Origin of the sequence: Achromobacter anxifer (assembly GCF_903652925.1) — a bacterium.
Lineage (GTDB): Bacteria > Pseudomonadota > Gammaproteobacteria > Burkholderiales > Burkholderiaceae_B > Achromobacter > Achromobacter anxifer.
The window spans coordinates 84,080-106,135 of sequence record NZ_CAHLAR010000002.1; the positions used below are offsets into that span (position 1 = coordinate 84,080).

Below are 22,056 nucleotides of genomic sequence, written 5' to 3' on the forward strand. Positions count from 1 at the left end.
AAGTAGCGGTATAGGCATGAAGCGCCGGGAGTTGCGCGTTCGCCCTAGTGCGGCGGCAGACCCGGCACGGGAGCTTGGAGCAGACAGAGTCGGAATGGGGACGCGCATGTTGCGCGCTCGACATCGTCAATATGCCGCGGCAACGCCAGCGGCAGCCAGGGAGAACCATCTTGAATCGCCGCAACCTGCTGAAATTAGCCGCGCTTGGCGCCGTGCCCGGATCACTATGGACCGCCCGGTCCGCGCTGGCGCAAGCCGATGCGATCCAGTTCGGCTGTCCGGTGCCGATGTCGGGCGCCTTTGCCGCCAACGGCAAATACGCCGACCTGGGCATGAAACTGGCGCTGGAGCAATACGGCCGCGCGCTGGACCGGCCGCTGGCCTATACCGTGCTGGACACCGAGGGCAAGCCGGCCACGGCGGTGCGCAAGGTCCAGGAAGTCTCGCAACAGAAGGGAGTCAAGTTCTTCGCCGGCGGCATCCTGTCCTCGGAAGCGCTGGCCATGGGCAAGGAAGTGGAGCGCGCCGGCGGCGTCTTCATCACCACCGCGGGCGCGGATGAAATCACCGGCAAGGACTGCAACCGGGCGACGTTCCGCTGGTCCGTGCCCACCTTCGGCGCCATCGAACAGACCGTGCGCCCCTTGCTCGAAAAACTGCCCAACGCCAAGCGCTGGTACACCATCACGCCGCAATACGTGTTCGGCGACGGCCTGCTCAACGCGGCCAAGGCGATCTTCAAGGAAAAGGGCATCGAGCATGTGGGCAACAGCTACCACTCGCTGACCGAGAAGGAGTTCAGCGGCTATCTCACCAACGCCATGGCCGCCAAGCCGGACGTGCTGCTGATCCTGAACTTCGGCTCGCAGTCCTCGGACACGTTGCGCCAGGCCGTCAGCTTCGGCATGAAGCAGAACTGCACCATCCTGGTGGCCTGGGCCTCCGGCCTGGAACAGTTCGAAAGCCTGGGCGCCGACCTGTGCGAGGGCGTGTATTTCGGCGCGCAGTATTGGCACGGCATCGACTCGCCGCTCAACAAGCAGCTGGTGCAGCTGTCGCGCGACAAGACCCGCGCCAATCCGAACTACAGCCTGGCGGGCTCCTACATCTGCACCCGCATCATGCTGGACGCCATCGTCAAGGCCGGCAGCGCCGATCCGGCCAAGGTCATCGCCGTGATGGAAGGCATGGCGTACGAGGGCCTGACCGGCAAGGAGGAAATCCGCAAGGAGGACCACCAGGTCCTGAAGGACTACTACCTGCTCAAGGGCCGTGCCAAGAAGGAAATGAAGGACAAGGACGACTACGCCGAGATCGTGCATAGCGGCCGCTCCTTCCTGCCGCCCGCGGAAACCGGCTGCAAGCTGTAGCGCGTCCCTGTAGCGGACTCCCGCGGCCGCTGCGCGGCGGCGGGAGGCGCGTTGCGGCCTTTCGTTTCCTCCACCGGGCATACCCATGAACGTCTATCTCCTCCAGATCATCAACGGGATCGGGGTAGGCATGCTGTACTTCCTTCTGGCAGTCGGCCTGTCCATCGTCTTCGGTCTGTTGCGCTTCGTGAACTTCGCCCACGGGGCGTTCTATCTGCTGGGCGCGTACTTCTGCTTCCAGGCCATCCAGTGGGGCCTGAACTTCTGGCTGGCGCTGGCCATCGTGCCGCTGCTGGTGGGCGCGTTCGCCTGGGTGGCCGAGAAGGTGCTGTTGCGCCACGTCTACGCGCAGGCGCATGAATTCCACATCCTCATCACGGTCGGCCTGGCGCTGGTGCTGCAGGAGCTGGTCATCGTGGTCTGGGGGCCGATCGGCGACAACGTGGCCGCGCCGTCCGCCCTGCAGGGCGTGGTCATGTGGGGCAGCTTCGTCTATCCCAAGTACCGCCTGTTCGTGATCGGCTTCACCGCCGTGTTTTCGCTGCTGCTCTGGTACGTGCTGGAAGGCACGCGGCTGGGCAGCGCGGTGCGCGCCGGCAGCGAATCGACCGAGATGGTGTCCATGCTGGGCATCAACGTATTCCGCATGTTCAGCCTGGTGTTCGCGCTGGGCGCGGCGACCGCCGCCCTGGCCGGCGTGCTGGCCGCGCCGATACGCGGCGTGGAGCCGTTCATGGGCATCGAGGCGCTGGGCATCGCCTTCGTCATCGTGGTGGTGGGCGGCATGGGCAGCTTCTTCGGCGCGCTGGTCGGCGGGTTGCTGATCGGCGTGGTGCAGAGCGTGATGAGCACGCTATGGCCCGAAGGCGCCCGGCTGATGATCTACGTGGCGATGGCGGCGGTGCTGCTGCTGCGTCCGCACGGCCTGATGGGGAGAGGATGATGACGCGCTTGAAATCTCATGCCCAGCTGCTGCTGGCGCTGGCCGCGGTCCTGTTGCTGCCGCTGTGCATGCAGTCGGGCTCGCTGGCCACGGAAGTGCTGATCTACGCGCTGGCGGTGCTGGGCTGCAACCTGCTGCTGGGCTTCACCGGACTGCTGTCCTTCGGCCAGGGCATCTTCTTCGGCCTGGGCAGCTACGCCATCGGCATCCTGCTCACGCGCACCGGCTTGCCGATGCCGCTGGCGCTGCTGGCGGCGATGGCCGTGGGCGCGCTGGGCGCGACGCTGGTGGGCTGGTTCGCGATCCGCCAGCGCGGCACCTATTTCGTGATGCTGACGCTGGCGTTTGCGCAGATGTTCTACTTCCTGGCCTACAGCCTGCCCGACCTGACCGGGGGCGACAACGGCCTGCTGGACGTGCCGCGTCCGCCGCTGTCGTTGGCGGGCATGCAGATCATGCCGCTGGCCACGCCCTGGCAGTTCTACGCGTTCGTGGCGGTGTGCTTCCTGGCGGTGTTCTGGCTACTGCTGCGCGTGACCAACTCGGTGTTCGGCCGCACCCTGCTGGCGATCCGCGACAACGAGGCGCGCGCCATGGCGGTGGGCTACAACGTGCGCCTGTTCAAACTGTCGGCCTTCGCCATTTCCGGCGCCGTCACCGCGCTGGCCGGCGCCTTCCTGGCCATGATGACCGGCATCGCGCCGTTGTCCAGCATCGAATACCACAGCAGCGAGATGATCCTGGTCATGACGGTCATAGGCGGCACCGGCAATCTGTTTGCCTCGGTGCTGGGCGCCGCGTTCTACGTGCTGTTCGCGGACTGGCTTTCCACGCTGTGGCCGCGCTGGCTGATGCTGCTGGGCTTCCTGCTGATCGCGGTCAGCCTGTTCATGCAGAAGGGGCTGTGGGGCTTGGGAGAACGCATCTGGCTGGCGTCGCGGCGCAAGTCCGCCGGCGCGGAAACGGCCGCCAAGGAGGGCAACGCATGAACCAGGCCAACACCACGCCGCTGCTGCAGGCCAGCGGCATCGTCAAGCGTTTCGGCAAGTTCGTGGCCTTGCATGGCGTCGACTTGCAAGTGCGGCCACGCACCGTGCATTCCGTCATCGGCCCCAACGGGGCCGGCAAGACTACGCTGTTTCACATCCTGACGGGCACGCTGCGCACCAGCGAAGGCAGCATCGTGTTCGACGGGCAGGACGTGACGCAGGAGGCCGATTACCAGCGTGTGCAGCGCGGCATCGCGCGCTCCTTCCAGGTCACCAGCCTGTTCGCCAACCTGCCGGTGCGCGAGAACCTGCGGCTGGCGGCCCAGGGCGCGCACCGGGCCGGCGCCTTTGACTGCTGGCATCCGCCCACCGGCCCGCGGGCGCAGCGCGAGGTCGTCGACGCGGCGCTGGAGCGCCTGGGCCTGTCGCGGCTGGCGCAGGTGACGGCCGGCGCGCTGTCGCATGGCCAGCAACGGCGCCTGGAAGTGGGCATGGCGCTGGCGGCCAGGCCGCGCGCCATCTTCCTGGACGAACCCACTTCCGGCATGGGCGTGGACGACCTGGAGGAAATGAAGCGCCTGATCCGCAGCCTGCGCGACGACCATACGGTGGTGCTGATCGAGCACAACATGAACATCGTGATGGACATCTCCGACACGATCACGGTGATGCAGCAGGGCCGCGTGCTGGTCGAAGGCGCGCCCGCCGCGATCCGCAGCGACGAGCGGGTGCGCGCGGCGTACCTGGGCAACATGATCACGGGAGGCCGGGCATGATCCTGCACGTCGACGCCGTACACAGCTACTACGGCAAGAGCCATATCCTGCAAGGCGTGTCGCTGGCGCTGCCGCAAGGCGAGGTGGTCACGCTGCTCGGGCGCAACGGCGCGGGCAAGTCGACCACGCTCAAGACCATCGCCGGGGTGATCGCGCCCAAGGGCGGGGCGGTGCGCTACGACGGGCGCGACATCGCCGGGCTGCCCGCGCACAAGATCGCGTCCATGGGGATCTGCCTGGTGCCCGAGCACCGCGGCATCTTCAAGCTGCTGACGGTCGAGGAAAACCTCAAGCTGGGCATGCGCCGCGATTCGCCCTGGCAGCTGGAAGACGTCTACCGCATCTTTCCCCGCCTGAAGGAGCGGCGCAAGAACGGCGGCGGCCAGCTGTCCGGCGGCGAACAGCAGATGCTGGCCATCGGCCGGGCGCTGATGAACCATCCGCGCGTGCTGATGCTGGACGAGCCGGTCGAAGGCCTGGCGCCGGTGATCGTCGAGGAGATCGTGGCACAGATCAAGTCCATCAAGCAGGCCGGCGTCACCATCCTGCTGGTGGAGCAGAACCTGGAGGTCTGCACCCAGCTGGCCGACCATCATTTCATCATCGAACAGGGATCCATCGTCTACGAGGGCAGCAATGCCGCCTTCATGGCGGACGAGGGCGTGAAGGATCGTTATCTGGGCGTGGGCGTCTAGGGCCTGTGCAAGGCTCGATCTAGTATCTACAGCCCCTAGGGCCGCGCCGGACCATTGAAGCAAGCATCGCAAGGAAACACCCATGGAAATGAACACATTGGAGGCCGTCAGCGGCATCCGCATCGACGGCGGCAGGCTCTGGAATTCGCTGATGGAGCTGGCGCGCATCGGCGCCACCGACAAGGGCGGGGTGTGCCGCCTGGCGCTGAGCGACCTGGACCGCCAGGGCCGCGACCTGGTCTGCGCCTGGGCCCGCGAACTGGGCTGCAGCGTGCGCGTGGACGCCATCGGCAATATCTTCATGCGCCGTCCCGGCCTGGACGACGCGTTGCCCGCCGTCATGACCGGCAGCCATATCGACACCCAGCCGACCGGCGGCAAGTTCGACGGCAACTACGGCGTGCTCGCCGGCCTGGAAGTCCTGCGCACGCTGCACCAGCGCGGCATCGCCACCGAGGCGCCGCTGGAAGTGGTGGTGTGGACCAACGAGGAAGGCTCGCGCTTCGTGCCCGTGATGATGGGCTCCGGCGTGTATGCCGGCGCCTTCACGCTGGAGCATGCGCTGGCGGCGCGGGACCGCGATGGCGTCAGCGTGGATGAGGCCTTGCGCACCATCGGCTATGCCGGCCCGGAGCCCGCCGCGCCGCGCCCGGCGGCGGCGTACTTCGAGGCGCACATCGAGCAGGGGCCGATCCTGGAGGACCGGGGCATCACCATCGGCGCGGTGCAGGGCGCCCTGGGCCAGCGCTGGTACGACATCACCGTCACCGGCCAGGAAGCGCATGCGGGGCCCACGCCCATGGAGCTGCGCCGCGACGCCTTGCTGGTTGCGTCCAAACTGGTGGTCGAGGTCAACCAGATCGCGCTGGAGCATGCGCCGCATGGGCGCGGCACGGTGGGCTGCATCGACAGCTTTCCGAATTCGCGCAACGTGATCCCGGGCCGGGTCGCGCTCACGGTGGATCTGCGCGCGGCAGACGACGCCACGCTGGACAGCATGGCCGCGGCGCTGGCGCGGGCTTGCGATGAACTGGCGGAACCGGGCCGCTTCCAGGTCGAGCGCAAGGAAGTGGTGTACTTCCCGCCGCAGCCCTTCGAGCCCCGGCTGGTGCAGGCGATCCGCGACGGCGCCCGCACGCTGGGCCTGGATTCGCTGGACGTGATCAGCGGCGCTGGCCACGACGCGGTCTACATGGCGCGGGTGGCGCCCACCGCCATGATCTTCGTGCCCTGCAAGGACGGCATCAGCCACAACGAAATCGAGGACGCGCAGCCCGAGCACCTGGAAGCGGGTTGCAATGTGCTGCTGCATGCCATGCTGCGCTGCTGCGGCCGCATCCAACTTGCGGAAGAGGGTGCGCAATGAAAGTCCTGATCGCGCGCCTGAATCACGAGACCAATACCTTTTCGCCGGTGCCCACTCCCTTGTCCGCCTTCGGCAACGGCGGGCCGGCCTACGATGGCGCGGCCTACGGGGAGAACAAGGGCAAGCGCACGGCGATGTCGGCGTTCATCGACCTGGCCGAGGCGCGCGGGGCTGAGCTGGTCACGCCGGTTTCGGCCACCGCCTATCCCAGCGGCCGCGTCGACGGCCAGGCCTATGCCGAGCTCTGCGACCGCATCGTCGCCGCCGCGCCAGGCTGCGACGCCATCCTGCTGGACCTGCACGGCGCCATGGCGGTGCAAACCACCGACGATGGCGAGGGCGATCTGCTGGAACGGGTGCGCGCCGCCGCGCCCGGCGCGCCAATCGCGGTGGCGCTGGACCTGCATGGCAATGTCACGCAGAAGATGATGGACAACGCCGACGTCGTCATCAGCTTCAAGACCTATCCGCACATCGACATGTATGAAACCGGGGAGCATGCGGGCAGGCTGCTGTTCGCCGGCATCGACGGCATGTGCAAGCCGGTCATGGCATGGCGCCGCCTGCCCCTGGTGTCGCATTCCCTGCGCAGCAATACCGCCGAAGGCGCCATGCGCGCGGCCGTCGAAGCCGCGCGGCGGGCCGAAGCGGCTGGCGCCCTGGGCGTATCGGTGCTGGCCGGTTTCGGCCTGGCGGACATTCCCCATCCCTGCGTCAGCGTGGTGGCGGTCGCCGACGGCGACCGCGCCGAGGCGGAGCGGGTGGCGGGCGATATCGCCGCGCTGATCTGGGAGCAGCGCGACGGCTTTTTCTACGACAGCGAGCCGCTGGCGGAGTCGCTGGTGCGCGCCAAGACCCTGGCCGAGGGCGCAAGCAAGCCGGTGCTGCTGCTGGATCATGGCGACAACTGCATGAGCGGCGGCACCTGCGACACCCTGGACGTGCTGATGGCCGCGCTGGACGCGGGCCTGGAGGGCATACAGGCAGGGCTGTACTGCGATCCGGAAGCAGTGGCTGAACTTACCCGCGCCGGCGTCGGCGCCACGGTGGAGTTGCCGGTCGGCAACAAGCGCGCCATCGACGAGATCGGCCGCGGCGCGCGGCCCGTCACGCTGCGCGGCACCGTAAGGGCGCTGAGCAACGGCGAATACGTGATCAGCGGCCCGACCTACACGGGGCAACTGGCCTGCATGGGCCGCAGCGCGGTGCTGGACCTGGGCGCCGCGCAGCTGGTGCTGACCGAACAGACCCACGAGCCCTGGGACCTGGGCGTGTTCCAGAGCCTGGGCCTGGATCCGTCCCGCGCGCGTTTCGTGCTGGTGAAGTCGCGCATGTACTGCCGGCCGGTGTTCGTGCCGATTTCCCAGGCACTGGTCGAATGCGACAGCCCTGGCGTCACCAGTTCCGACTGGTCTCTGTTCGAATTCCGCAGGCGCGCGCGGCCGCTGTATCCGTTGGAGCCCATGGCGGCGGCTGACTACGATCCCCGCGCAGGGGCGCGGTAGGCGCGGCGGGAAGAGGGGGGGGCACCGCAAGCGAAAGCTGTGGCGCCCAGGCAACGGATGTTCTCAAACAATAAGTAACATAAATGAGAATGATTCCGTTTGCCGTAGAATGGGGCGCTCAGTAAATCCAGCCCCCGTTGGCGCAGCCGGCCCGGCAAGGCTCCGGCCTTCCGGCACATTCCAGACGCATCCGGTTCCATCCGTGGTTCTCCAGTGCGCGCGTGACCCCATCGGGATTTTGATACCTGCCTGCGAACTTCCCGACATGAAAATCCGAACTCTTGCCTGCATGGCTGCCGCGCTGCCGTGCTATTTCCCCGTTGCCCAAGCCCAGACCGAGGCGCCCGCGGCCGGATCCGCGGGACCCGTCGTCTCCATGGAAGCCATCAAGGTCGAGGCCAGCGCCGATGCGTCGGCGGGCGGCCTGGCCGAGCCCTTCGCGGGCGGGCAGGTTGCGCGCGGCGGCCGTGTCGGCCTGTTCGGCACGCAGGACAATATGGACACCCCGTTCAGCATCACCAGCTACACCAACGAGCTGATCCAGGACCGGCAGGCGCGCAGCGTGGGCGACGTGTTGCAGAACGATCCCGGCGTGCGCGTGGCGCGCGGTTTCGGCAACTTCCAGGAGTCGTACTTCATCCGCGGCTTCATCCTCAGTTCGGACGACGTGGCCTACAACGGCCTCTACAGCCTGCTGCCGCGCCAGTACATCGCCACCGAACTGTTCGAGCGCGTGGAAGTCCTGCGCGGCGCCTCGACCTTCCTGACCGGCGCGGCGCCCAACGGCGGCGGCATCGGCGGCGTGATCAACCTGGTGCCCAAGCGCGCGCCGAACGATCCGCTGACCCGCATCACCACCGGCGTTTCCAGCGGCGGGCAGTTCCAGCTGTCCACCGACATCGCGCGCCGCTTCGGTCCCGACGACAGCACGGGCATACGGCTGAATGCCGCGCAGCATAGCGGCGATACGGGCATCGACGATGAGCATTCGCGCACCACGCTGGTGTCGCTGGGCTTGGACTGGCGCTCGGCGGATACCCGCCTGTCCGCGGACATAGGCTGGCAGGAAAACAAGCTCAAGCGCGCGCGCCCCAACGTGTCCCTGACGGGGCTGAAGGATCATGTGCCCGCCGCGCCCGACGCCAGTTCGAATTATGCGCAGCCCTGGTCCTACTCGAACGAGCGCGACGTGTTCGGCACCGTGCGCGCCGAACATGACTTCAGCGACAAGCTGACGGCCTGGGCGGCCTTCGGCATGCGCCGCAGCGACGAGGCGAACTCGCTGGGCAACGTCACGCTGACCAACGCCAGCACGGGCGCGGGCAACTTCTACCGTTTCGACAACACCCGCGAAGACAGCGTCAACACGGGCGAGCTGGGCTTGCGCGCCAAGGTCCGCACCGGCCCCGTGGGCCACGAACTCGTGGCATCCGCGGCCTTCTTCGACCTGAAGAAGCGCAACGCCTATGTGATGGACTACAGGAACACCTTCCCCACCAACATCTACGATCCGATTTCGTACGACAAGCCCGCCTTCAGCGCGAATGCGCTGCGCGGCAACGACCTGGACGATCCGGCCTTGCAGGGCCGCATCCGCACCAGCAGCTACGCCATCGGCGACACCATGTCGTTCCTGGACGACCGGGTGCTGCTGACCCTGGGCGTGCGCCATCAGCGCCTGTCCTCGCGCAGCTACGCCTACAACACGGGCAAGGAGAACGGCGCCTACGACCAGAGCCGGAATTCGCCGGCCGCGGGCCTGGTGGTCAAGGTGGCGCCCAGCGTCTCGCTGTACGCGAATTACATCGAAGCGCTGGTGGCGGGCGATACGGCGCCCCTGAACGCCAACGGCAAGCCCGTGCCCAATGGCGGGGAAAGCCTGTCGCCGTATGTCTCCAAGCAGAAGGAAATCGGCGCCAAGTACGAGGGTGACGGCCTGGGCGCGGGCCTGGCCCTGTTCTCCACCGACAAGCCGCGCGCCGCTTATTCGGCGGACAACACCTTTACCGCTTCCGGCAAGGACCGCCACCAGGGCGTGGAGCTCACGATGTACGGCGAGCCGGTAAAGAGCGTGCGCCTGCTGGGCGGCCTGACCTGGCTGGATGCCAAGCAGCGTTCGACCGGCGACGCCGCCATCAATGGCAACCGCGTGATCGGCGTGCCGCGCTTCCAGGCCAACATGGGCGTGGAATGGGACATCCCGGGCGTGCAGGGCCTGGCCGTGGACGGCCGCGTCGTCTATACCGGCGCATCCTATGCGGACGATGCCAATACGATGAAGGTGCCCGGCTGGACCCGTTTCGACGCGGGCCTGCGCTACATGATGGACGTGGACGGCCATGTCGTGACCCTGCGCGCGCGCGTGGACAACATCGCCAACCGCAACTACTGGTCCTCGGTCGGCGGCTATCCGGGCAACGGCTATCTGGTGCTGGGCGGGCCGCGCAACTTCTCGCTCACGGCGAGCATGGATTTCTGAGTTCAGGCGGGGGTTACCAGAACCAGCCGCCGCGCGTCAGGTCGCCCTCGCAGCCTTTGTATTGCGAGGCGAATTTGTCGGCTCGGGCCTGCACCTTCTGCGACACGGTCTTGAGCCAGGCCTTGCGGTCGTAGCTGCGGTTGCGGTAGCCGGTCCAGCCTTCGTGGTAGTTCAGGTACTGGCCGTAGGCGTCGGACTTGGATACGCCATTGAGGCGCTGGGTCTTGTTCATGTACCAGCCCATGAAGTCGAGCGCATCGGCGAAGTCGTCGCGGCTGGAGCCCCAGCCGCCGGCGTCCTTCTTGTAGTCGTCCCAGGTTTCGTCCTTGACCTGCGCATACCCGTAGGCCGAACTGACGCGGCCCCAGGGGATGAAGCCCAGGAAATAGTAGCGGGGCGGCACGGCGTCATGCTTGAAGGAGGACTCCTGGTACATCATGGCCATGGGCACTTGCACTGGCGCGCCCCATTTCTTCTGCACCTTCAGCGCGGCATCGTGCCATTCGGGCTTTTCGCGGAAGATGGCGCAGATGTTCTCGGGATTCGAGGGCGGCGCGGTGGCGCAGCCGGCAAGCGCCAGCAACAGCAGCGGCGGCAGCAGGAGCCGGGTCATTGGCGGTCTTCCTCCGGAGATCGGGGCAGGGTTAGGGGGCGGATGTCACAAGTTACCGCGATTGTATGAAAACGTATCGCGGAAAAAGTTCCGTCCCCGGAATTTTCCGACCAAACCACATGCCGCCTGGGACCGGCAAAGAAAAACGGCCCCGGATCGCTCCGGGGCCGTCTTGCAGGCGATGCAGCCAGGCTGCGCCGCGCGATGCTTAGACTTCGATGACGTCAGCCACGTCCTTGTAGTCCGCGATCTTGTCGAAGTTCAGGTACTGGTAGATCTGGTCGCCGCTCTTGTTGATGACGCCCATGTCGGCCATGTACTCGTCCTTGGTCGGGATGCGGCCCAGCTTCGAGCAGATGGCGGCCAGTTCGGCCGAACCCAGGTACACGTTGGTGTTCTTGCCCAGGCGGTTCGGGAAGTTGCGGGTGCTGGTCGACATGACGGTCGCGCCTTCGCGCACCTGCGCCTGGTTGCCCATGCACAGCGAGCAGCCCGGCATTTCCGTACGGGCGCCGGCGGTGCCGAACACGCCATAGTGGCCTTCCTCGGTCAGCTGGGTGGCGTCCATCTTGGTCGGCGGAGCGACCCACAGCTTGACCGGGATGTCGCGCTTGCCTTCCAGCAGCTTGGAGGCTGCGCGGAAGTGGCCGATGTTGGTCATGCAGCTGCCGATGAACACTTCGTCGATCTTGGCGCCGGCGACTTCCGACAGCGTCTTCACGTCGTCGGGGTCGTTCGGGCAGGCCACGATGGGCTCGTGCACGTCGGCCAGGTCGATCTCGATCACGGCGGCGTACTCGGCGTCGGCGTCCGGCTCCAGCAGCTTGGGATCGGCCAGCCAGGCTTCCATCGCCTTGATGCGGCGGCCCAGCGTGCGCTCGTCTTCGTAGCCGTTGGCGATCATCCACTTCAGCATCACGATGTTGCTGTTGATGTACTCGATGATCGGTTCCTTGTTCAGGCGCACCGAGCAGCCGGCGGCCGAACGTTCGGCGGAAGCGTCCGACAGTTCAAAGGCTTGTTCGACCTTCAGGTCGGGCAGGCCTTCGATTTCCAGGATGCGGCCGGAGAAGATGTTCTTCTTGCCTTGCTTGGCGACCGTCAGCAGGCCTTGCTTGATGGCGTACAGCGGGATCGCGTTGACCAGGTCGCGCAGGGTCACGCCGGGTTGCAGCTTGCCCTTGAAGCGGACCAGCACCGATTCCGGCATGTCCAGAGGCATCACGCCGGTGGCGGCGGCAAAGGCGACCAGGCCCGAACCGGCCGGGAACGAGATGCCGATGGGGAAGCGGGTGTGCGAGTCGCCGCCGGTGCCGACGGTGTCGGGCAGCAGCATGCGGTTCAGCCACGAGTGGATCACGCCGTCGCCCGGGCGCAGCGAGACGCCGCCGCGGGTGCTGATGAATTCCGGCAGCGTGTGGTGCGTCTTGACGTCCACGGGCTTGGGGTAGGCGGCGGTGTGGCAGAACGACTGCATCACCAGGTCGGCCGAGAAGCCCAGGCAGGCCAGGTCCTTCAGCTCGTCGCGGGTCATGGGGCCGGTGGTGTCCTGGCTGCCGACCGAGGTCATCTTCGGTTCGCAGTAGGTGCCCGGGCGGATGCCCTTGCCCTCGGCCAGGCCGCAGGCGCGGCCGACCATCTTTTGGGCCAGCGTGTAGCCCTTGCCGGTGTCGGCCGGGTCCTTGGGCAGGCGGAACAGCGTCGACGGCGCCAAGCCCAGCGCTTCGCGCGCCTTGGAGGTCAGGCCGCGGCCGACGATCAGCGGAATGCGGCCGCCGGCGCGCACTTCGTCGAACAGCACGTCCGACTTCACTTCGAATTCGGCGATGACTTCGCCGTTCTTCAGGGCCTTGCCTTCATAGGGGCGCAGCTCGACTACGTCGCCCATTTCCATCTTGGAAACGTCGAGTTCGATCGGCAGGGCGCCGGCGTCTTCCATGGTGTTGTAGAAGATCGGGGCGATCTTGTTGCCCAGGCACACGCCGCCGAAGCGCTTGTTCGGCACGAAGGGGATGTCTTCGCCCGTGAACCACAGCACCGAGTTGGTGGCCGACTTGCGCGACGAACCCGTGCCGACCACGTCACCGACGTAGGCGACCAGGTGGCCCTTTTCCTTCAGGGATTCGATGAACTTGACCGGGCCGCGCTTGCCGTCTTCTTCCGGTTCGAACGCCGCGCCGTCGCGCTTGTTCTTCAGCATCGCCAGGGCGTGCATCGGGATGTCGGGACGGGTGGTGGCGTCGGGGGCCGGCGACAGGTCGTCGGTGTTGGTTTCGCCGGGCACCTTGAAGACGGTGATCGTCAGGCTTTGCGGCAGTTCCGGACGGCTGGTGAACCATTCGGCGTCGGCCCAGCTCTGCATCACGGACTTGGCGTTGGCGTTGCCCTTGTCCGCCTTTTCCTTCACGTCGTGGAAGGCGTCGAACATCAACAGGGTCTTCTTCAGCGCATCGGCGGCGATGGTGCCGATTTCAGCGTCGTCCAGCAGGTCGACCAGCGGGCCAATGTTGTAGCCGCCCAGCATGGTGCCGAGCAGTTCAGTCGCCTTGGCGCGGCTGATCAGCGCACAAGCTTCCTTGCCCAGGGCCACGGCGGCCAGGTACGAAGCCTTGACCTTGGCGGCATCGTCCACGCCCGCGGGCACGCGGTGGGTCAGCAGGTCGACCAGGTTCTGCTCTTCGCCAGCGGGCGGGTTCTTGAGCAGTTCGATCAGTTCAGCGGTTTGTTTGGCCGTAAGGGGCAGCGGGGGAATCCCCAGAGCCGCGCGTTCGGCAACGTGTTGGCGGTAATTATCCAGCATGTGAGGCCTGCTCAAAGTCGGGTTGGAAGAAGGGTTGTCGGCAGGATTGTAGAGGGAACCAGGGGACGCAAGCAAATGTCTTATATCTTATATAAGACTTGGGTCCATAGCTGTTGCTTAAGGGCGACGCAGGACGGCGCAGGGCACGCAGGACGGTGCGCCCCGGGGCGACGCCGGCAGAGGGGACGGTCGGCAGTGGGGACGGTCGGTAGAGGGGAAGGCCGGCGGGGCCGCCGGCCGGGCGTGCCGGGGGAACGGCCTAGCGCGTGCCGGCGTCGTACACCACGGCTACCCGGGCGAAGTTGCCGCCGTACTGCTTGACGTTTACCTGGAAGGGCGCGCTTTCCTCGGGCTTGAGCTTAGGCAGCCGCAGCTCCTGGAAAACGGCACCGGTCAACTTGTCCTGCGCGTCGTACAGGCTGACCCAGACCTTGACGTTCTCGACCTCGGACTGGCTCTCGTTGCGCACGCGGCCGTGCACGGTCACGTACTTGTAGCGGAAGCGGTAGGTGAAGTTCAGGGTGCCGGTGCCGACCTGGGCCTCAGTGTTTTCCACCGTGATCGTCAACTTGGGGCGCGGGCCGGGCAGGGCGGCGCGCTTGGCGGGCAGCCAGTCGGTCTTGACCTCGGTATAGCGGTCGACGCGGCCGGTGAATTCCACCGGCACCCGCTCTCCGGGGTAGAGATGCGTCGGCAGGCTCCAGGTCTGCCGCAGGTCCAGCCGGTTGGATCCGTCGAACACCGCGATATTGGCCTTCGGCGACAGGGCCACATACTGGTCGCTGGTATTGACCAGTTCGGCGTACATGACCGGACGTTCGATCTCGTCCAGCAGGCGGCGCGGCGCGGACAGCTTGAGGGCACTGGAGTCGAACAGGGCAAAGTTCGGGTCCAGCAGTTCTTCGGTGGTCAGGCGGACGTGGTCGACGACCCTTACGTCGGCGGGGCTGACTCGCACGATGCGGCTGGGGGGCGCTTCTTCCTTGGGCGCAACGGGCGCGGCGGCCTGCGGCGGCGCGGCGGCGGGACGCGCGCTCCAGGGCAGGACGTTGGTGTACTTCCACAGGGCGAAGCCGCCGGCGGCAAGGATGATCAGCGCCAGTCCGGCGGCGGCCGGCCGGGACAGGGGCTTGGAATCGGACTGGCTAGCTTTCACTTTGCACCATGTAATCGTAGGACGCGACCTGGCCCTCGGCCAGCATTTCGCAGCGCACGTCGAAGGACGTCAGGGCGTTCGGCGCCAGCGTGCTGGCTGAGCCGTAGCCGTTGCCTATGCCGATCAGCTTGCCGTCGGCGCCGTACAGCATCACCGTGATCTGGCTGCTGCTGGCCGGCGCGGCGCCGTTGTTCTTCAACAGGCCGACCAGGCGGTAGGCGCCGTCATTGCGCACCAGCTGCACCTTGCTGGCGGCCACGTCGTTGTTCTTGCCCCGGGCCGGCGACGGCTGCGAGACCTGCAGCGTGTAGCGGCTGTAGGCCTGGCTCGGCGTGGAGATCGTGACGGGCGTGTATTCGCCCGGCTGCAGCGTGCGGCCGGACGAGGATCCCGACATGGACGGCAGCGACATTTCTCCCTGGAAGAACGAGGCGGTGACGCGCGGAATGTCGATCTTCTTGCCGGTCTCGTTGCGCATGATCATGACCAGCTGCGTGCGGTCGCGGACGCGGAGCTCCTGCACGTCGGTCAGCTTGACCAGCGAGGCGTCGATGGGCGGCGGCGCGGGCGGCAGGCGGGGGCTGGAGGACCGGGGACTCAGCGCGGACATGATCAGCGGGATCGCGATGATGACCGCGATGCCCGCCGCGGCCGCTGCGATGGCGCGCGGGCCCAGCTGTGGCGCGGCGGGGGCCGGCTGCTGCATGCCCCGCAGGATCTTTTCCAGCCTCTGGGCTACGTTGTCTTCGACCAGCGTGACCGCGTGGCAATGGCTGCAGCGGTATTCGTTGGTGTCCAGCTTGGTGAATTGAGCGCTGCCGCAGGTGGAGCAGGTCAGGGTCACCGTATTGATCGTGGTCTGTTTGGGCGTCATTCTCGCGGGCGCGCGCGCCGGACCCTGGCGGCGCGCCGGATGGCGCGGCGGGAGCAAAGCGCAACGGGTTTACAGGGCGGCAAGGATAGCGGCAGGGCGCGGCAGGCGTGGTGCATGAGCGCATCTATTTGTGACAAAATATGTGGGCAGGCGTCGCGGTGCTATCATCGCTGGCGAAAAAAAAACGATCCAACGCAGACCCTCAGCTGTACCCCGTCGATCCGCTCCCGTGCCGCGCAGCCGCGCCGCCCCGGGCAGAGCCGAGGCAGGTCAGGCTCTTCCCACTAGCATGAGCATTTCCCAATATTTGCTGTTCCTCGCTTGCGTGGCGCTCGCCACCTATGCGCAGACCATGACGGGTTTCGCCTTCGGCTTGGTGCTGCTGGGCCTGTCGGGGGTGTTCCAGCTGGCGTCCGTGTCCGAAGTCGCCAATGTGGTCAGCGTGTTGTCGCTGGTGAACGCGGCCGTGACGCTGGCGCGGGCCAAGCCCCAGGTGAACTGGTCGCTGCTGCGGCCCGCCATGGCCAGCAGCCTGCTGGGCGTGGGGGCGGGCGTGGCCGCGCTGGCCTGGATCAGCGGATCCATGAGCGTGCTGCTGCAGCTGCTATTGGGCTGCACCATCCTGGCTTGCGCCGTGCTGCTGGTGGCGCGGGCGCAGCCGCTGGCGAGCGTGTCGTCGCGCGGCTCGTTCGTGTTCTTCGGGGCCGTGTCGGGCGTGCTGGGAGGCCTGTTCTCCAGCGCCGGGCCGCCCATGGTCTATCACCTGTACCGCCAGCCGCTGCCGCTGGCGGCTATCCGCAACAGCCTGCTGATCCTGTTTTCGCTCAACGCGGTGGTGCGGCTGACGCTGGTGACCGGGCAGGGCGCCTTCATGGCCTCGTCGTTCTGGCTGAGCCTGCTGGCGCTGCCCGTCGTGATCGGCGTGACCTGGGTGGCGCGTCGCTACAGCACGGCCGGTTCCATGAAGACCGTCAAGCGCATGGTGTTCGTGCTGTTGCTGGCGGCCGGCCTGGGATTGATCGTGCCGGCCTTCAAGGCGCTGGCCGCGGGCTAGCCGCGGCGACGCGGCGTCAGCCGCGTTCGCCGGTGATGTAGCGTTCGAGTTCGTTGATGATGAACTTCTGTTCGCTCATGAGATCCTTCACCAGGTCGCCGATGGAGACCAGGCCGATCAGCTTGCCGTCCTCGATGACAGGGAGATGACGGAAATGGCGTTCGGTCATCATCGCCATGCAGTGCTCGCGGGTGTCCGCGCGGCCCACGTAATACACGGAGTCGGTCATGATGTCGCGCACTTTGGTGGTGCGCGAGGAGCGGTCCTGCAGCACGATCTTGCGGGCATAGTCGCGCTCGGTCAGCATGCCCAGCACCGCATCGCCCTGGACCACCACCACGGCGCCGATGCTGCGTTCCGCCATGATCTTGATGGCTTCGTAGACCGACGCATCGGGCGAAACCGTCACGACGGAATGGTTGGCTTTTTCCCTGAGTATCTCAGCAACTGTCTTCACGATGCGCTCCCGTATCGCTGGTGAGGAACAAACCCATGCTCCATCCTAAGCCTGCCTGCGGTGTTGCCGCAAGCGCGGCGCGATTACCTCGCGGCCTTGCCGCGAAAGGCCAGGCTGGCCATTTCGCGCAGGTTGCGAGTGGCGCTGCGCTCGGTGGCGGGATTCCACGCCAGGGAAATGCCGATGGACGCGTCGGCGGGAAAATCGCTTAGCGTCTTGTAGACCACGCTGGTGCCGGGATGGCGCCGGCCGCCTGAAGGCACCAGGGCCACGCCCAGCCCGCTTTCCACCAGGCTCAAGAGCGTCTGCACCTGCACCGCCTCCTGCGTGATGCGCGGCGTGAAGCCGCGCAGCTGGCAGGCGTTGATCGCGGCCATGCGCAGGCCCGCGGCCTCGGTCGCGGTGTACATGATGAAGGCTTCGTCCGCCAGGTCCGTCAGGCGGATGCGGCTGCGCCGCGCCAGCGGATGCGTCTTGGGCACGGCCAGCGCGAAGGTCTCGGTGGTGAGCGGCGCCAGGCGCACATTCGATCCCGCCGCCACGGGCACGCGCACGATGCCCACTTCCAGCGTATCTTCGGCGAGCTCCTGCATGATGCGTATCGACGTGGCTTCGCGCAGCACCACGGTGACGCCGGGATGGCGCTGGCGGAACGGCGTCAGGATGCGCGGCAGCACGCCGTGCGTGGCGGACCCGACGAAACCGATGCGCACCGTGCCGCCTTCGCCCGCGGCGCCGGCGCGCGCCGCCTGGCGGAACTGCTCGGCATGGAACAGCGCGCGGCGCGCCTCGTCCAGCGCAGCAAGCCCGGCTTCGGTGAGCTTCACGCCCTGGCGGCCGCGCTGGAACAGCGGCACGCCCACCGTCTCTTCGAGCTTGCGTATCGACACGGACAACGGTGGCTGCGACATGTGCAGCTTTTCGGCCGCGCGGTGGAAGTTCAGCGTTTCGGCCAGGACCACGAACTGCTGCAGATGACGGAAATCCATGCGGACGCTCCAGGCACAAGAGACCTGGATGATATGGCTTTCATATCGTCATCGGGATTGGTGCTATCCCTTTGCTATCAGGCGGCGGCACATGGCCGCAGGTTCATCCGCAGCTGATCTTCCTGAGCGCTTCGATGTTGCGGATCTCCAGACGCCTTCTGCTGAAGCTGACCAGCGAGGCATCCTGCAGGCGCGCCAGTACGCGGCATACCGTCTCCACCTTCATGCCAAGATGGCTGGCAATATCCCCGCGCGTCATCTTGAGGACGAATTCCCGGGGCGAATAGCCGTTGACCGCCATCTGCTCCGACAAGCCCATCAGAAAGTGCGCGACGCGTTCCTCGGTGGTCATGCATCCCAGGGCCATGAGCAGATTGCGTCCTTCATTGATGTCGTGCGCGATCAGCCGGTTGAACTGCTGGGCCGCGACGAAATCCTGCCGGCAGTTTCCCATCAGTTCGCAAAAGGGCAGGATGCAGACCAGCGAATCTTCGAGGGCGATGGCGTCGCTGGTATGTATGCCGGTTTCGATCGCATCCAGTCCGAGCACCGCGCCCCTGACGGGAAAGGCCGTGATCTGTTCCAGGCCGGCCGGGTTGGTGGCGCGGATCTTCACGGATCCGGAACGCAAGCGGTAAAGATTCTGCAAAGCGTCGCCCGCGCGATAGATGGCCTCGCCCTGATGAACCAGCCGGCGGGCGCGGGGCGCGGTCATATCCATGGATTCTGTGTCATGGCCTGCGTGACAGATGCGGGCCAGTGGGCAGACTTCACAATCGCCCGCGGCCTCCACGCGTATCGGCAATCGCTTCTCGGAAGATGACGAGCGGGTTTCCATGATGGCGCCTCACTAGGTCGTACTGCCGGGACTCCGTGCTGGGCAGGCGTCGCCTGCCGGGGCGGATATGTGGTCCCAGTATGCATGCCTGCCGGGCTTTGCGCTATCGGCGCATCCCGCCAGATTTGCGTAGCGTTTACCTACGGTTGTAGGAAGATTCCTACCGTGGCCGGCGCCGCGGGCGGCGGCGGGTCAAGCGTCCGGCGTGTCCTTGTCGTCGATCAGCCGGTGCCGTATCGCGTAGCGCACCAGATCGGCCTGGTTGCGCAGCTGCATCTTGACCAGGATGCGGCTCTTATAGGTGCTGATGGTCTTGACGCTGAGGAACAGCAACCGGGCGATGTCAGAGTTGTTCAGCCCCGAGGCCAGATGCCGGAACACCGAAAGTTCGCGATCGGACAGCAGCAGGTGGGGCAGGGCATCGGTATCGCCTTGACGTTCGAAGGCGATGCTCTCGGCCAGTGACTGGCTCAGGTAGCGGCCTCCGCCCGCCACCTTGCGGACCGCCGCCACCAGCTCTTCGGCGGCGCTGTCCTTGGTCAGATAGCCGGCCGCGCCCGCCTTGATCGCGCGCACCGCGTATTGCTGCTCTCCGTGCATGGTCAGCACCAGTATCGGCACCTTCGGGTAGTCATGCCTGATCTGGCGGATCAGGTCCACACCGTCGCGGCCCGGCATGGACATGTCCAGCACCAGCAGGTCCCAGGGACGTTGGGCAAGCAGCTTTAGCGCCTCCGAACCGTTTCCGGCCTCACCCTCCACCAGGATGTCGCCGGCGTGTTCCAGCAGGCGCCGCAGCCCTGCGCGCAGCAAGGTGTGGTCATCAGCCAGCGCCACGGCAATCATGCGGCCTCCCAGGGAGATTCGGGCGGCTGGGCCGGCATGCGCGCATCCAGGCGGAATCCGCCCTTTTTCCGCGTGTGGATGGTGACTTCGCCATTGAGCAGCCGCACCCGTTCGCGTATGCCTTGCAAACCCAGCGACAAGGGCAGCTTCTTCGCCAGGCTATCCGGCGCGGCGCCTACGCCGTTGTCCTCGACGGTCAGCTCGCATTGCGACTCCGTGCAGCGCAGCCGCAGCTGGACCTTGGTCGCCTGCGCATGCTTGGCGATGTTGGTGAGGGCTTCCTGAACCACGCGGAACAGGGTGGTGGCTACCGGCTTGCCGGGCTCCGCAGGCCCGATGTCGATTTCAGCGTCCACGTCGATGCCGTATCTGGACACGAAGTTCGCCACCAGCCATTCGACCGCCGCGGCCAGACCCAGGTCGTCCAGCATGATCGGGCGCAGGTCGGAGGCGATGCGCCGCAGCGAGGCGAATGTCTTCTTGATCAGGCGCCGCATGCCTCGCGCGCGGGCGCGCATGTCGGTGTCGCCCGGCGGAAAGCCGGCTTCCAGCTGGGACAGCTCCATGGTCAGCGCGGTCAGGGTCTGGCCCAGGTCGTCGTGCAATTCGCGGGCGATATGCTTCTTTTCCTGTTCGCGCACATGCAGCAAGGCGTTTGAAAGCCGGGTGAGTTCATCGCGCGAGGCGCGCAGCGCCTGATCGACCCGTTGCCGTTCGGTGATGTCCCGCAGGAAAATGGACAGGAAGATGCCGGCCTGCGTCCGCGTCTGGGAAATGGACGCTTCCATGGGGAACTCTTCGCCATTTGACCGCAGGCCCCACAAAGGCCCGCCCAGGCCCATCTGGCGTTCGGAAATGCCTGTGTGCTTGAAGCGGTCGACATGCCGCGCGTGGGCGGAGCGGAACCGCGCGGGAATGAGGGTATCGAGACTGGCCCCGATGGCCTCGTCCGCGCTGCACAGGAACACGCGCTCGGCCGCCGGGTTGAACATCACGATGCGCTGGCGCTCATCTATCGTGATGATCGGCTCGGTGGCGGATTGAATGATGTCGAGCAGTGGCGGCGCGCTGAGCAAGTGCTTCATTGCGGGAACCTGCAAGATGCCACCCTTGGGGCGGATGACAGATCATTGCAGCACACATTCCCGCGGCAAGCTACTGGCCGGGCCAGGGTAATCTGAACGCACTAGGGCGTTGGAAAGGGGTGATAAGCGAACTGCTCAGTCGATGGCGGGAAGCACGGGGTCATCCCATCGCGCAGGCCCCGCCGCCCGGGTCTGCTCGCGGAAGCGGCACAGCGAGGCGTCGCACTCTTCGGCCAGCACGTCGTACTGTTTCAGGAGCAGGATGGAGCGGGGCTTGGATCCGACCAGGGTCGCAATGTCGTCGACGGCGCGGAAACCGCCGAAACCGGACATCACACAGATGACGGAGTAGGCCTTGATCAGGCGCCCTTGCATTTTCAGGAACGCGCGCATGGGAGCGGCCAGCGACCGCAGCCAGACCGGCGCAATCAGAATGACGTGATCGAAGTTGTCCAGCGTCGGACCGTCGTAGCGCACGTCAGGGCTGCGCTTGAGCAGGCTGTCGGCGACGCAGCGCCAATCGCCGCTCAGTCCGAATCTGGGGACGGCGTCACGGATCTCGTAGGCCGGCCAGCCGCTTAGCGACGCCAGGCGCTCGGCCGCGGTCCGGGCGGTTCCGGTACGCGAATAGAACAGGATTCCGATGCGCTCCATGATGTCCCCCATTTCGATGGTCAGCTTTCCTGATCCAGCAGCGCGCGCAGGATGTCCCGCCGGCTCACCACCCCGACCAGCCGGCCATCCCGGGTGACCGGGACGCGCTTGATGCCACGCTTGAGGAGCAGGTCGGCGATCTGCGCCAAGTCAGCGTCTTCCTCCACCGTGATGACGGGACTGCTCATGACGGAAGCGGCCGTCTGTTCCCCCAGCTGCAGGCTGTGCAGGAACTCCAGGTTCAAGGCCTCGCCCTCGGCCAGCAGCGCCAGCCAATGATTCACCTTCTTCTGGTGGGAACTGTCCTGGCGTCTTACCAGGTCTCCCTCGCTGACCAGGCCGATCAGCTTGCCATCATCGCCCAGCACCATCACCGCGCTGATGCTCTTGTCGAGCATCGCGCGCATGATCTGGGAAACCGGTGTTCTCGCCGTGACGCAATAGGGATCAGGGGTCATGAGATTACGCGCGCGCATATCGCTCTCCGGGACGCCAAAGGCGCAACTCATGGGTCGAGCCTGACGATTCCATATTGAGCCTGCCAGGCCCGCGGACCTTGATATTGGT

20 protein-coding genes are annotated in these 22,056 nt (G+C 66.3%); 9 read left to right on the forward strand and 11 right to left on the reverse strand.

What is annotated here, in order from left to right; all coding sequences use genetic code 11:
* The first annotated feature begins 170 nt into the window (after positions 1 to 170).
* From HWY37_RS05625 to HWY37_RS05660, 8 genes are all read left to right on the forward strand, one after another.
* Positions 171 to 1,370 (forward strand): ABC transporter substrate-binding protein, encoded by a 1,200-nt coding sequence (locus HWY37_RS05625; protein WP_176088101.1) that lies wholly within the window; start codon positions 171 to 173, stop codon positions 1,368 to 1,370.
* 85 nt (positions 1,371 to 1,455) lie between these two features.
* The gene (locus HWY37_RS05630; RefSeq protein WP_175209036.1) at positions 1,456 to 2,313 is read left to right on the forward strand and encodes a branched-chain amino acid ABC transporter permease; all 858 of its coding nucleotides are present in this window, start codon (positions 1,456 to 1,458) and stop codon (positions 2,311 to 2,313) included.
* Positions 2,313 to 3,302, forward strand: coding sequence for a branched-chain amino acid ABC transporter permease (locus HWY37_RS05635; protein ID WP_175209035.1), 990 nt, complete (start codon positions 2,313 to 2,315; stop codon positions 3,300 to 3,302). Before HWY37_RS05630 ends, HWY37_RS05635 begins: the two co-directional genes overlap by 1 nt.
* Positions 3,299 to 4,078 (forward strand): ABC transporter ATP-binding protein, encoded by a 780-nt coding sequence (locus HWY37_RS05640; protein WP_175209034.1) that lies wholly within the window; start codon positions 3,299 to 3,301, stop codon positions 4,076 to 4,078. Before HWY37_RS05635 ends, HWY37_RS05640 begins: the two co-directional genes overlap by 4 nt.
* Complete coding sequence (locus HWY37_RS05645) at positions 4,075 to 4,773, forward strand: ABC transporter ATP-binding protein (protein ID WP_175209033.1); 699 nt, start codon at positions 4,075 to 4,077, stop codon at positions 4,771 to 4,773. The genes HWY37_RS05640 and HWY37_RS05645 overlap by 4 nt, the downstream gene beginning before the upstream one ends.
* A gap of 82 nt (positions 4,774 to 4,855) precedes the next feature.
* Entirely contained in the window at positions 4,856 to 6,139 is a 1,284-nt protein-coding gene (locus HWY37_RS05650; protein WP_175209032.1) for a Zn-dependent hydrolase, read from the forward strand.
* On the forward strand, positions 6,136 to 7,644 hold the full coding sequence (locus tag HWY37_RS05655) for a M81 family metallopeptidase (protein WP_176088102.1): 1,509 nt from the start codon (positions 6,136 to 6,138) through the stop codon (positions 7,642 to 7,644). The genes HWY37_RS05650 and HWY37_RS05655 overlap by 4 nt, the downstream gene beginning before the upstream one ends.
* A gap of 265 nt (positions 7,645 to 7,909) precedes the next feature.
* Positions 7,910 to 10,123: a TonB-dependent receptor gene (locus HWY37_RS05660; protein ID WP_176088103.1), complete on the forward strand. Its 2,214-nt coding sequence runs from the start codon at positions 7,910 to 7,912 to the stop codon at positions 10,121 to 10,123.
* A 13-nt stretch (positions 10,124 to 10,136) separates the two neighbouring features.
* On the opposite strand, the gene HWY37_RS05665 is transcribed toward HWY37_RS05660, so the two are convergent.
* The 4 genes from HWY37_RS05665 to HWY37_RS05680 all read right to left on the reverse strand — a co-directional run bounded on the left by HWY37_RS05665 (position 10,137) and on the right by HWY37_RS05680 (position 15,566).
* Positions 10,137 to 10,736: a transglycosylase SLT domain-containing protein gene (locus HWY37_RS05665; protein WP_175209029.1), complete on the reverse strand. Its 600-nt coding sequence runs from the start codon at positions 10,734 to 10,736 to the stop codon at positions 10,137 to 10,139.
* 208 nt (positions 10,737 to 10,944) lie between these two features.
* Entirely contained in the window at positions 10,945 to 13,536 is a 2,592-nt protein-coding gene (acnB, locus tag HWY37_RS05670; RefSeq protein WP_176088104.1) for a bifunctional aconitate hydratase 2/2-methylisocitrate dehydratase, read from the reverse strand.
* A 259-nt stretch (positions 13,537 to 13,795) separates the two neighbouring features.
* Entirely contained in the window at positions 13,796 to 14,692 is an 897-nt protein-coding gene (locus HWY37_RS05675; RefSeq protein WP_176088105.1) for an FxLYD domain-containing protein, read from the reverse strand.
* A complete protein-coding gene (locus tag HWY37_RS05680) occupies positions 14,682 to 15,566 on the reverse strand; it encodes an FxLYD domain-containing protein (RefSeq protein WP_176088106.1) in 885 nt (294 codons plus the stop codon). Before HWY37_RS05680 ends, HWY37_RS05675 begins: the two co-directional genes overlap by 11 nt.
* A 289-nt stretch (positions 15,567 to 15,855) precedes the next feature.
* On the opposite strand from HWY37_RS05680, the gene HWY37_RS05685 reads away from it, so the two are divergent.
* A complete protein-coding gene (locus tag HWY37_RS05685; RefSeq protein WP_175209025.1) occupies positions 15,856 to 16,620 on the forward strand; it encodes a TSUP family transporter in 765 nt (254 codons plus the stop codon).
* 16 nt (positions 16,621 to 16,636) lie between these two features.
* Here HWY37_RS05685 and HWY37_RS05690 read toward each other — a convergent pair whose 3' ends face one another.
* From HWY37_RS05690 to HWY37_RS05720, 7 genes are all read right to left on the reverse strand, one after another.
* The gene (locus HWY37_RS05690; RefSeq protein ID WP_175209024.1) at positions 16,637 to 17,077 is read right to left on the reverse strand and encodes a CBS domain-containing protein; all 441 of its coding nucleotides are present in this window, start codon (positions 17,075 to 17,077) and stop codon (positions 16,637 to 16,639) included.
* An 83-nt stretch (positions 17,078 to 17,160) separates the two neighbouring features.
* Positions 17,161 to 18,066 carry a LysR family transcriptional regulator gene (locus HWY37_RS05695; protein ID WP_175209023.1) on the reverse strand — a complete coding sequence of 302 codons (906 nt, stop codon included), beginning with the start codon at positions 18,064 to 18,066 and terminating at the stop codon, positions 17,161 to 17,163.
* Between the two features lie 103 nt (positions 18,067 to 18,169).
* Positions 18,170 to 18,859, reverse strand: coding sequence for a helix-turn-helix domain-containing protein (locus HWY37_RS05700; RefSeq protein WP_246302202.1), 690 nt, complete (start codon positions 18,857 to 18,859; stop codon positions 18,170 to 18,172).
* A gap of 237 nt (positions 18,860 to 19,096) precedes the next feature.
* Positions 19,097 to 19,750, reverse strand: coding sequence for a response regulator (locus HWY37_RS05705; RefSeq protein WP_175209022.1), 654 nt, complete (start codon positions 19,748 to 19,750; stop codon positions 19,097 to 19,099).
* Positions 19,747 to 20,835 carry a PAS domain-containing sensor histidine kinase gene (locus tag HWY37_RS05710; protein ID WP_175209021.1) on the reverse strand — a complete coding sequence of 363 codons (1,089 nt, stop codon included), beginning with the start codon at positions 20,833 to 20,835 and terminating at the stop codon, positions 19,747 to 19,749. The genes HWY37_RS05705 and HWY37_RS05710 overlap by 4 nt, the downstream gene beginning before the upstream one ends.
* A 135-nt stretch (positions 20,836 to 20,970) precedes the next feature.
* Positions 20,971 to 21,489: a flavodoxin family protein gene (locus tag HWY37_RS05715; RefSeq protein WP_175209020.1), complete on the reverse strand. Its 519-nt coding sequence runs from the start codon at positions 21,487 to 21,489 to the stop codon at positions 20,971 to 20,973.
* 20 nt (positions 21,490 to 21,509) lie between these two features.
* A complete protein-coding gene (locus HWY37_RS05720; RefSeq protein WP_175209019.1) occupies positions 21,510 to 21,965 on the reverse strand; it encodes a CBS domain-containing protein in 456 nt (151 codons plus the stop codon).
* Positions 21,966 to 22,056: the final 91 nt, after the last annotated feature.

Bases quoted from the DNA above. Each gene is read 5' to 3' on its own strand.
- HWY37_RS05710 (WP_175209021.1), bottom strand. From the start codon at position 20,835: ATGAAGCACTTGCTCAGCGCGCCGCCACTGCTCGACATCATTCAATCC.
- HWY37_RS05640 (WP_175209034.1), top strand. From the start codon at position 3,299: ATGAACCAGGCCAACACCACGCCGCTGCTGCAGGCCAGCGGCATCGTC.
- HWY37_RS05695 (WP_175209023.1), bottom strand. From the start codon at position 18,066: ATGGATTTCCGTCATCTGCAGCAGTTCGTGGTCCTGGCCGAAACGCTG.
- HWY37_RS05660 (WP_176088103.1), top strand. From the start codon at position 7,910: ATGAAAATCCGAACTCTTGCCTGCATGGCTGCCGCGCTGCCGTGCTAT.
- HWY37_RS05705 (WP_175209022.1), bottom strand. From the start codon at position 19,750: ATGATTGCCGTGGCGCTGGCTGATGACCACACCTTGCTGCGCGCAGGG.
- acnB (WP_176088104.1), bottom strand. From the start codon at position 13,536: ATGCTGGATAATTACCGCCAACACGTTGCCGAACGCGCGGCTCTGGGG.
- HWY37_RS05720 (WP_175209019.1), bottom strand. From the start codon at position 21,965: ATGCGCGCGCGTAATCTCATGACCCCTGATCCCTATTGCGTCACGGCG.
- HWY37_RS05685 (WP_175209025.1), top strand. From the start codon at position 15,856: ATGAGCATTTCCCAATATTTGCTGTTCCTCGCTTGCGTGGCGCTCGCC.
- HWY37_RS05715 (WP_175209020.1), bottom strand. From the start codon at position 21,489: ATGGAGCGCATCGGAATCCTGTTCTATTCGCGTACCGGAACCGCCCGG.
- HWY37_RS05630 (WP_175209036.1), top strand. From the start codon at position 1,456: ATGAACGTCTATCTCCTCCAGATCATCAACGGGATCGGGGTAGGCATG.
- HWY37_RS05650 (WP_175209032.1), top strand. From the start codon at position 4,856: ATGGAAATGAACACATTGGAGGCCGTCAGCGGCATCCGCATCGACGGC.
- HWY37_RS05665 (WP_175209029.1), bottom strand. From the start codon at position 10,736: ATGACCCGGCTCCTGCTGCCGCCGCTGCTGTTGCTGGCGCTTGCCGGC.
- HWY37_RS05655 (WP_176088102.1), top strand. From the start codon at position 6,136: ATGAAAGTCCTGATCGCGCGCCTGAATCACGAGACCAATACCTTTTCG.
- HWY37_RS05680 (WP_176088106.1), bottom strand. From the start codon at position 15,566: ATGACGCCCAAACAGACCACGATCAATACGGTGACCCTGACCTGCTCC.
- HWY37_RS05645 (WP_175209033.1), top strand. From the start codon at position 4,075: ATGATCCTGCACGTCGACGCCGTACACAGCTACTACGGCAAGAGCCAT.
- HWY37_RS05635 (WP_175209035.1), top strand. From the start codon at position 2,313: ATGACGCGCTTGAAATCTCATGCCCAGCTGCTGCTGGCGCTGGCCGCG.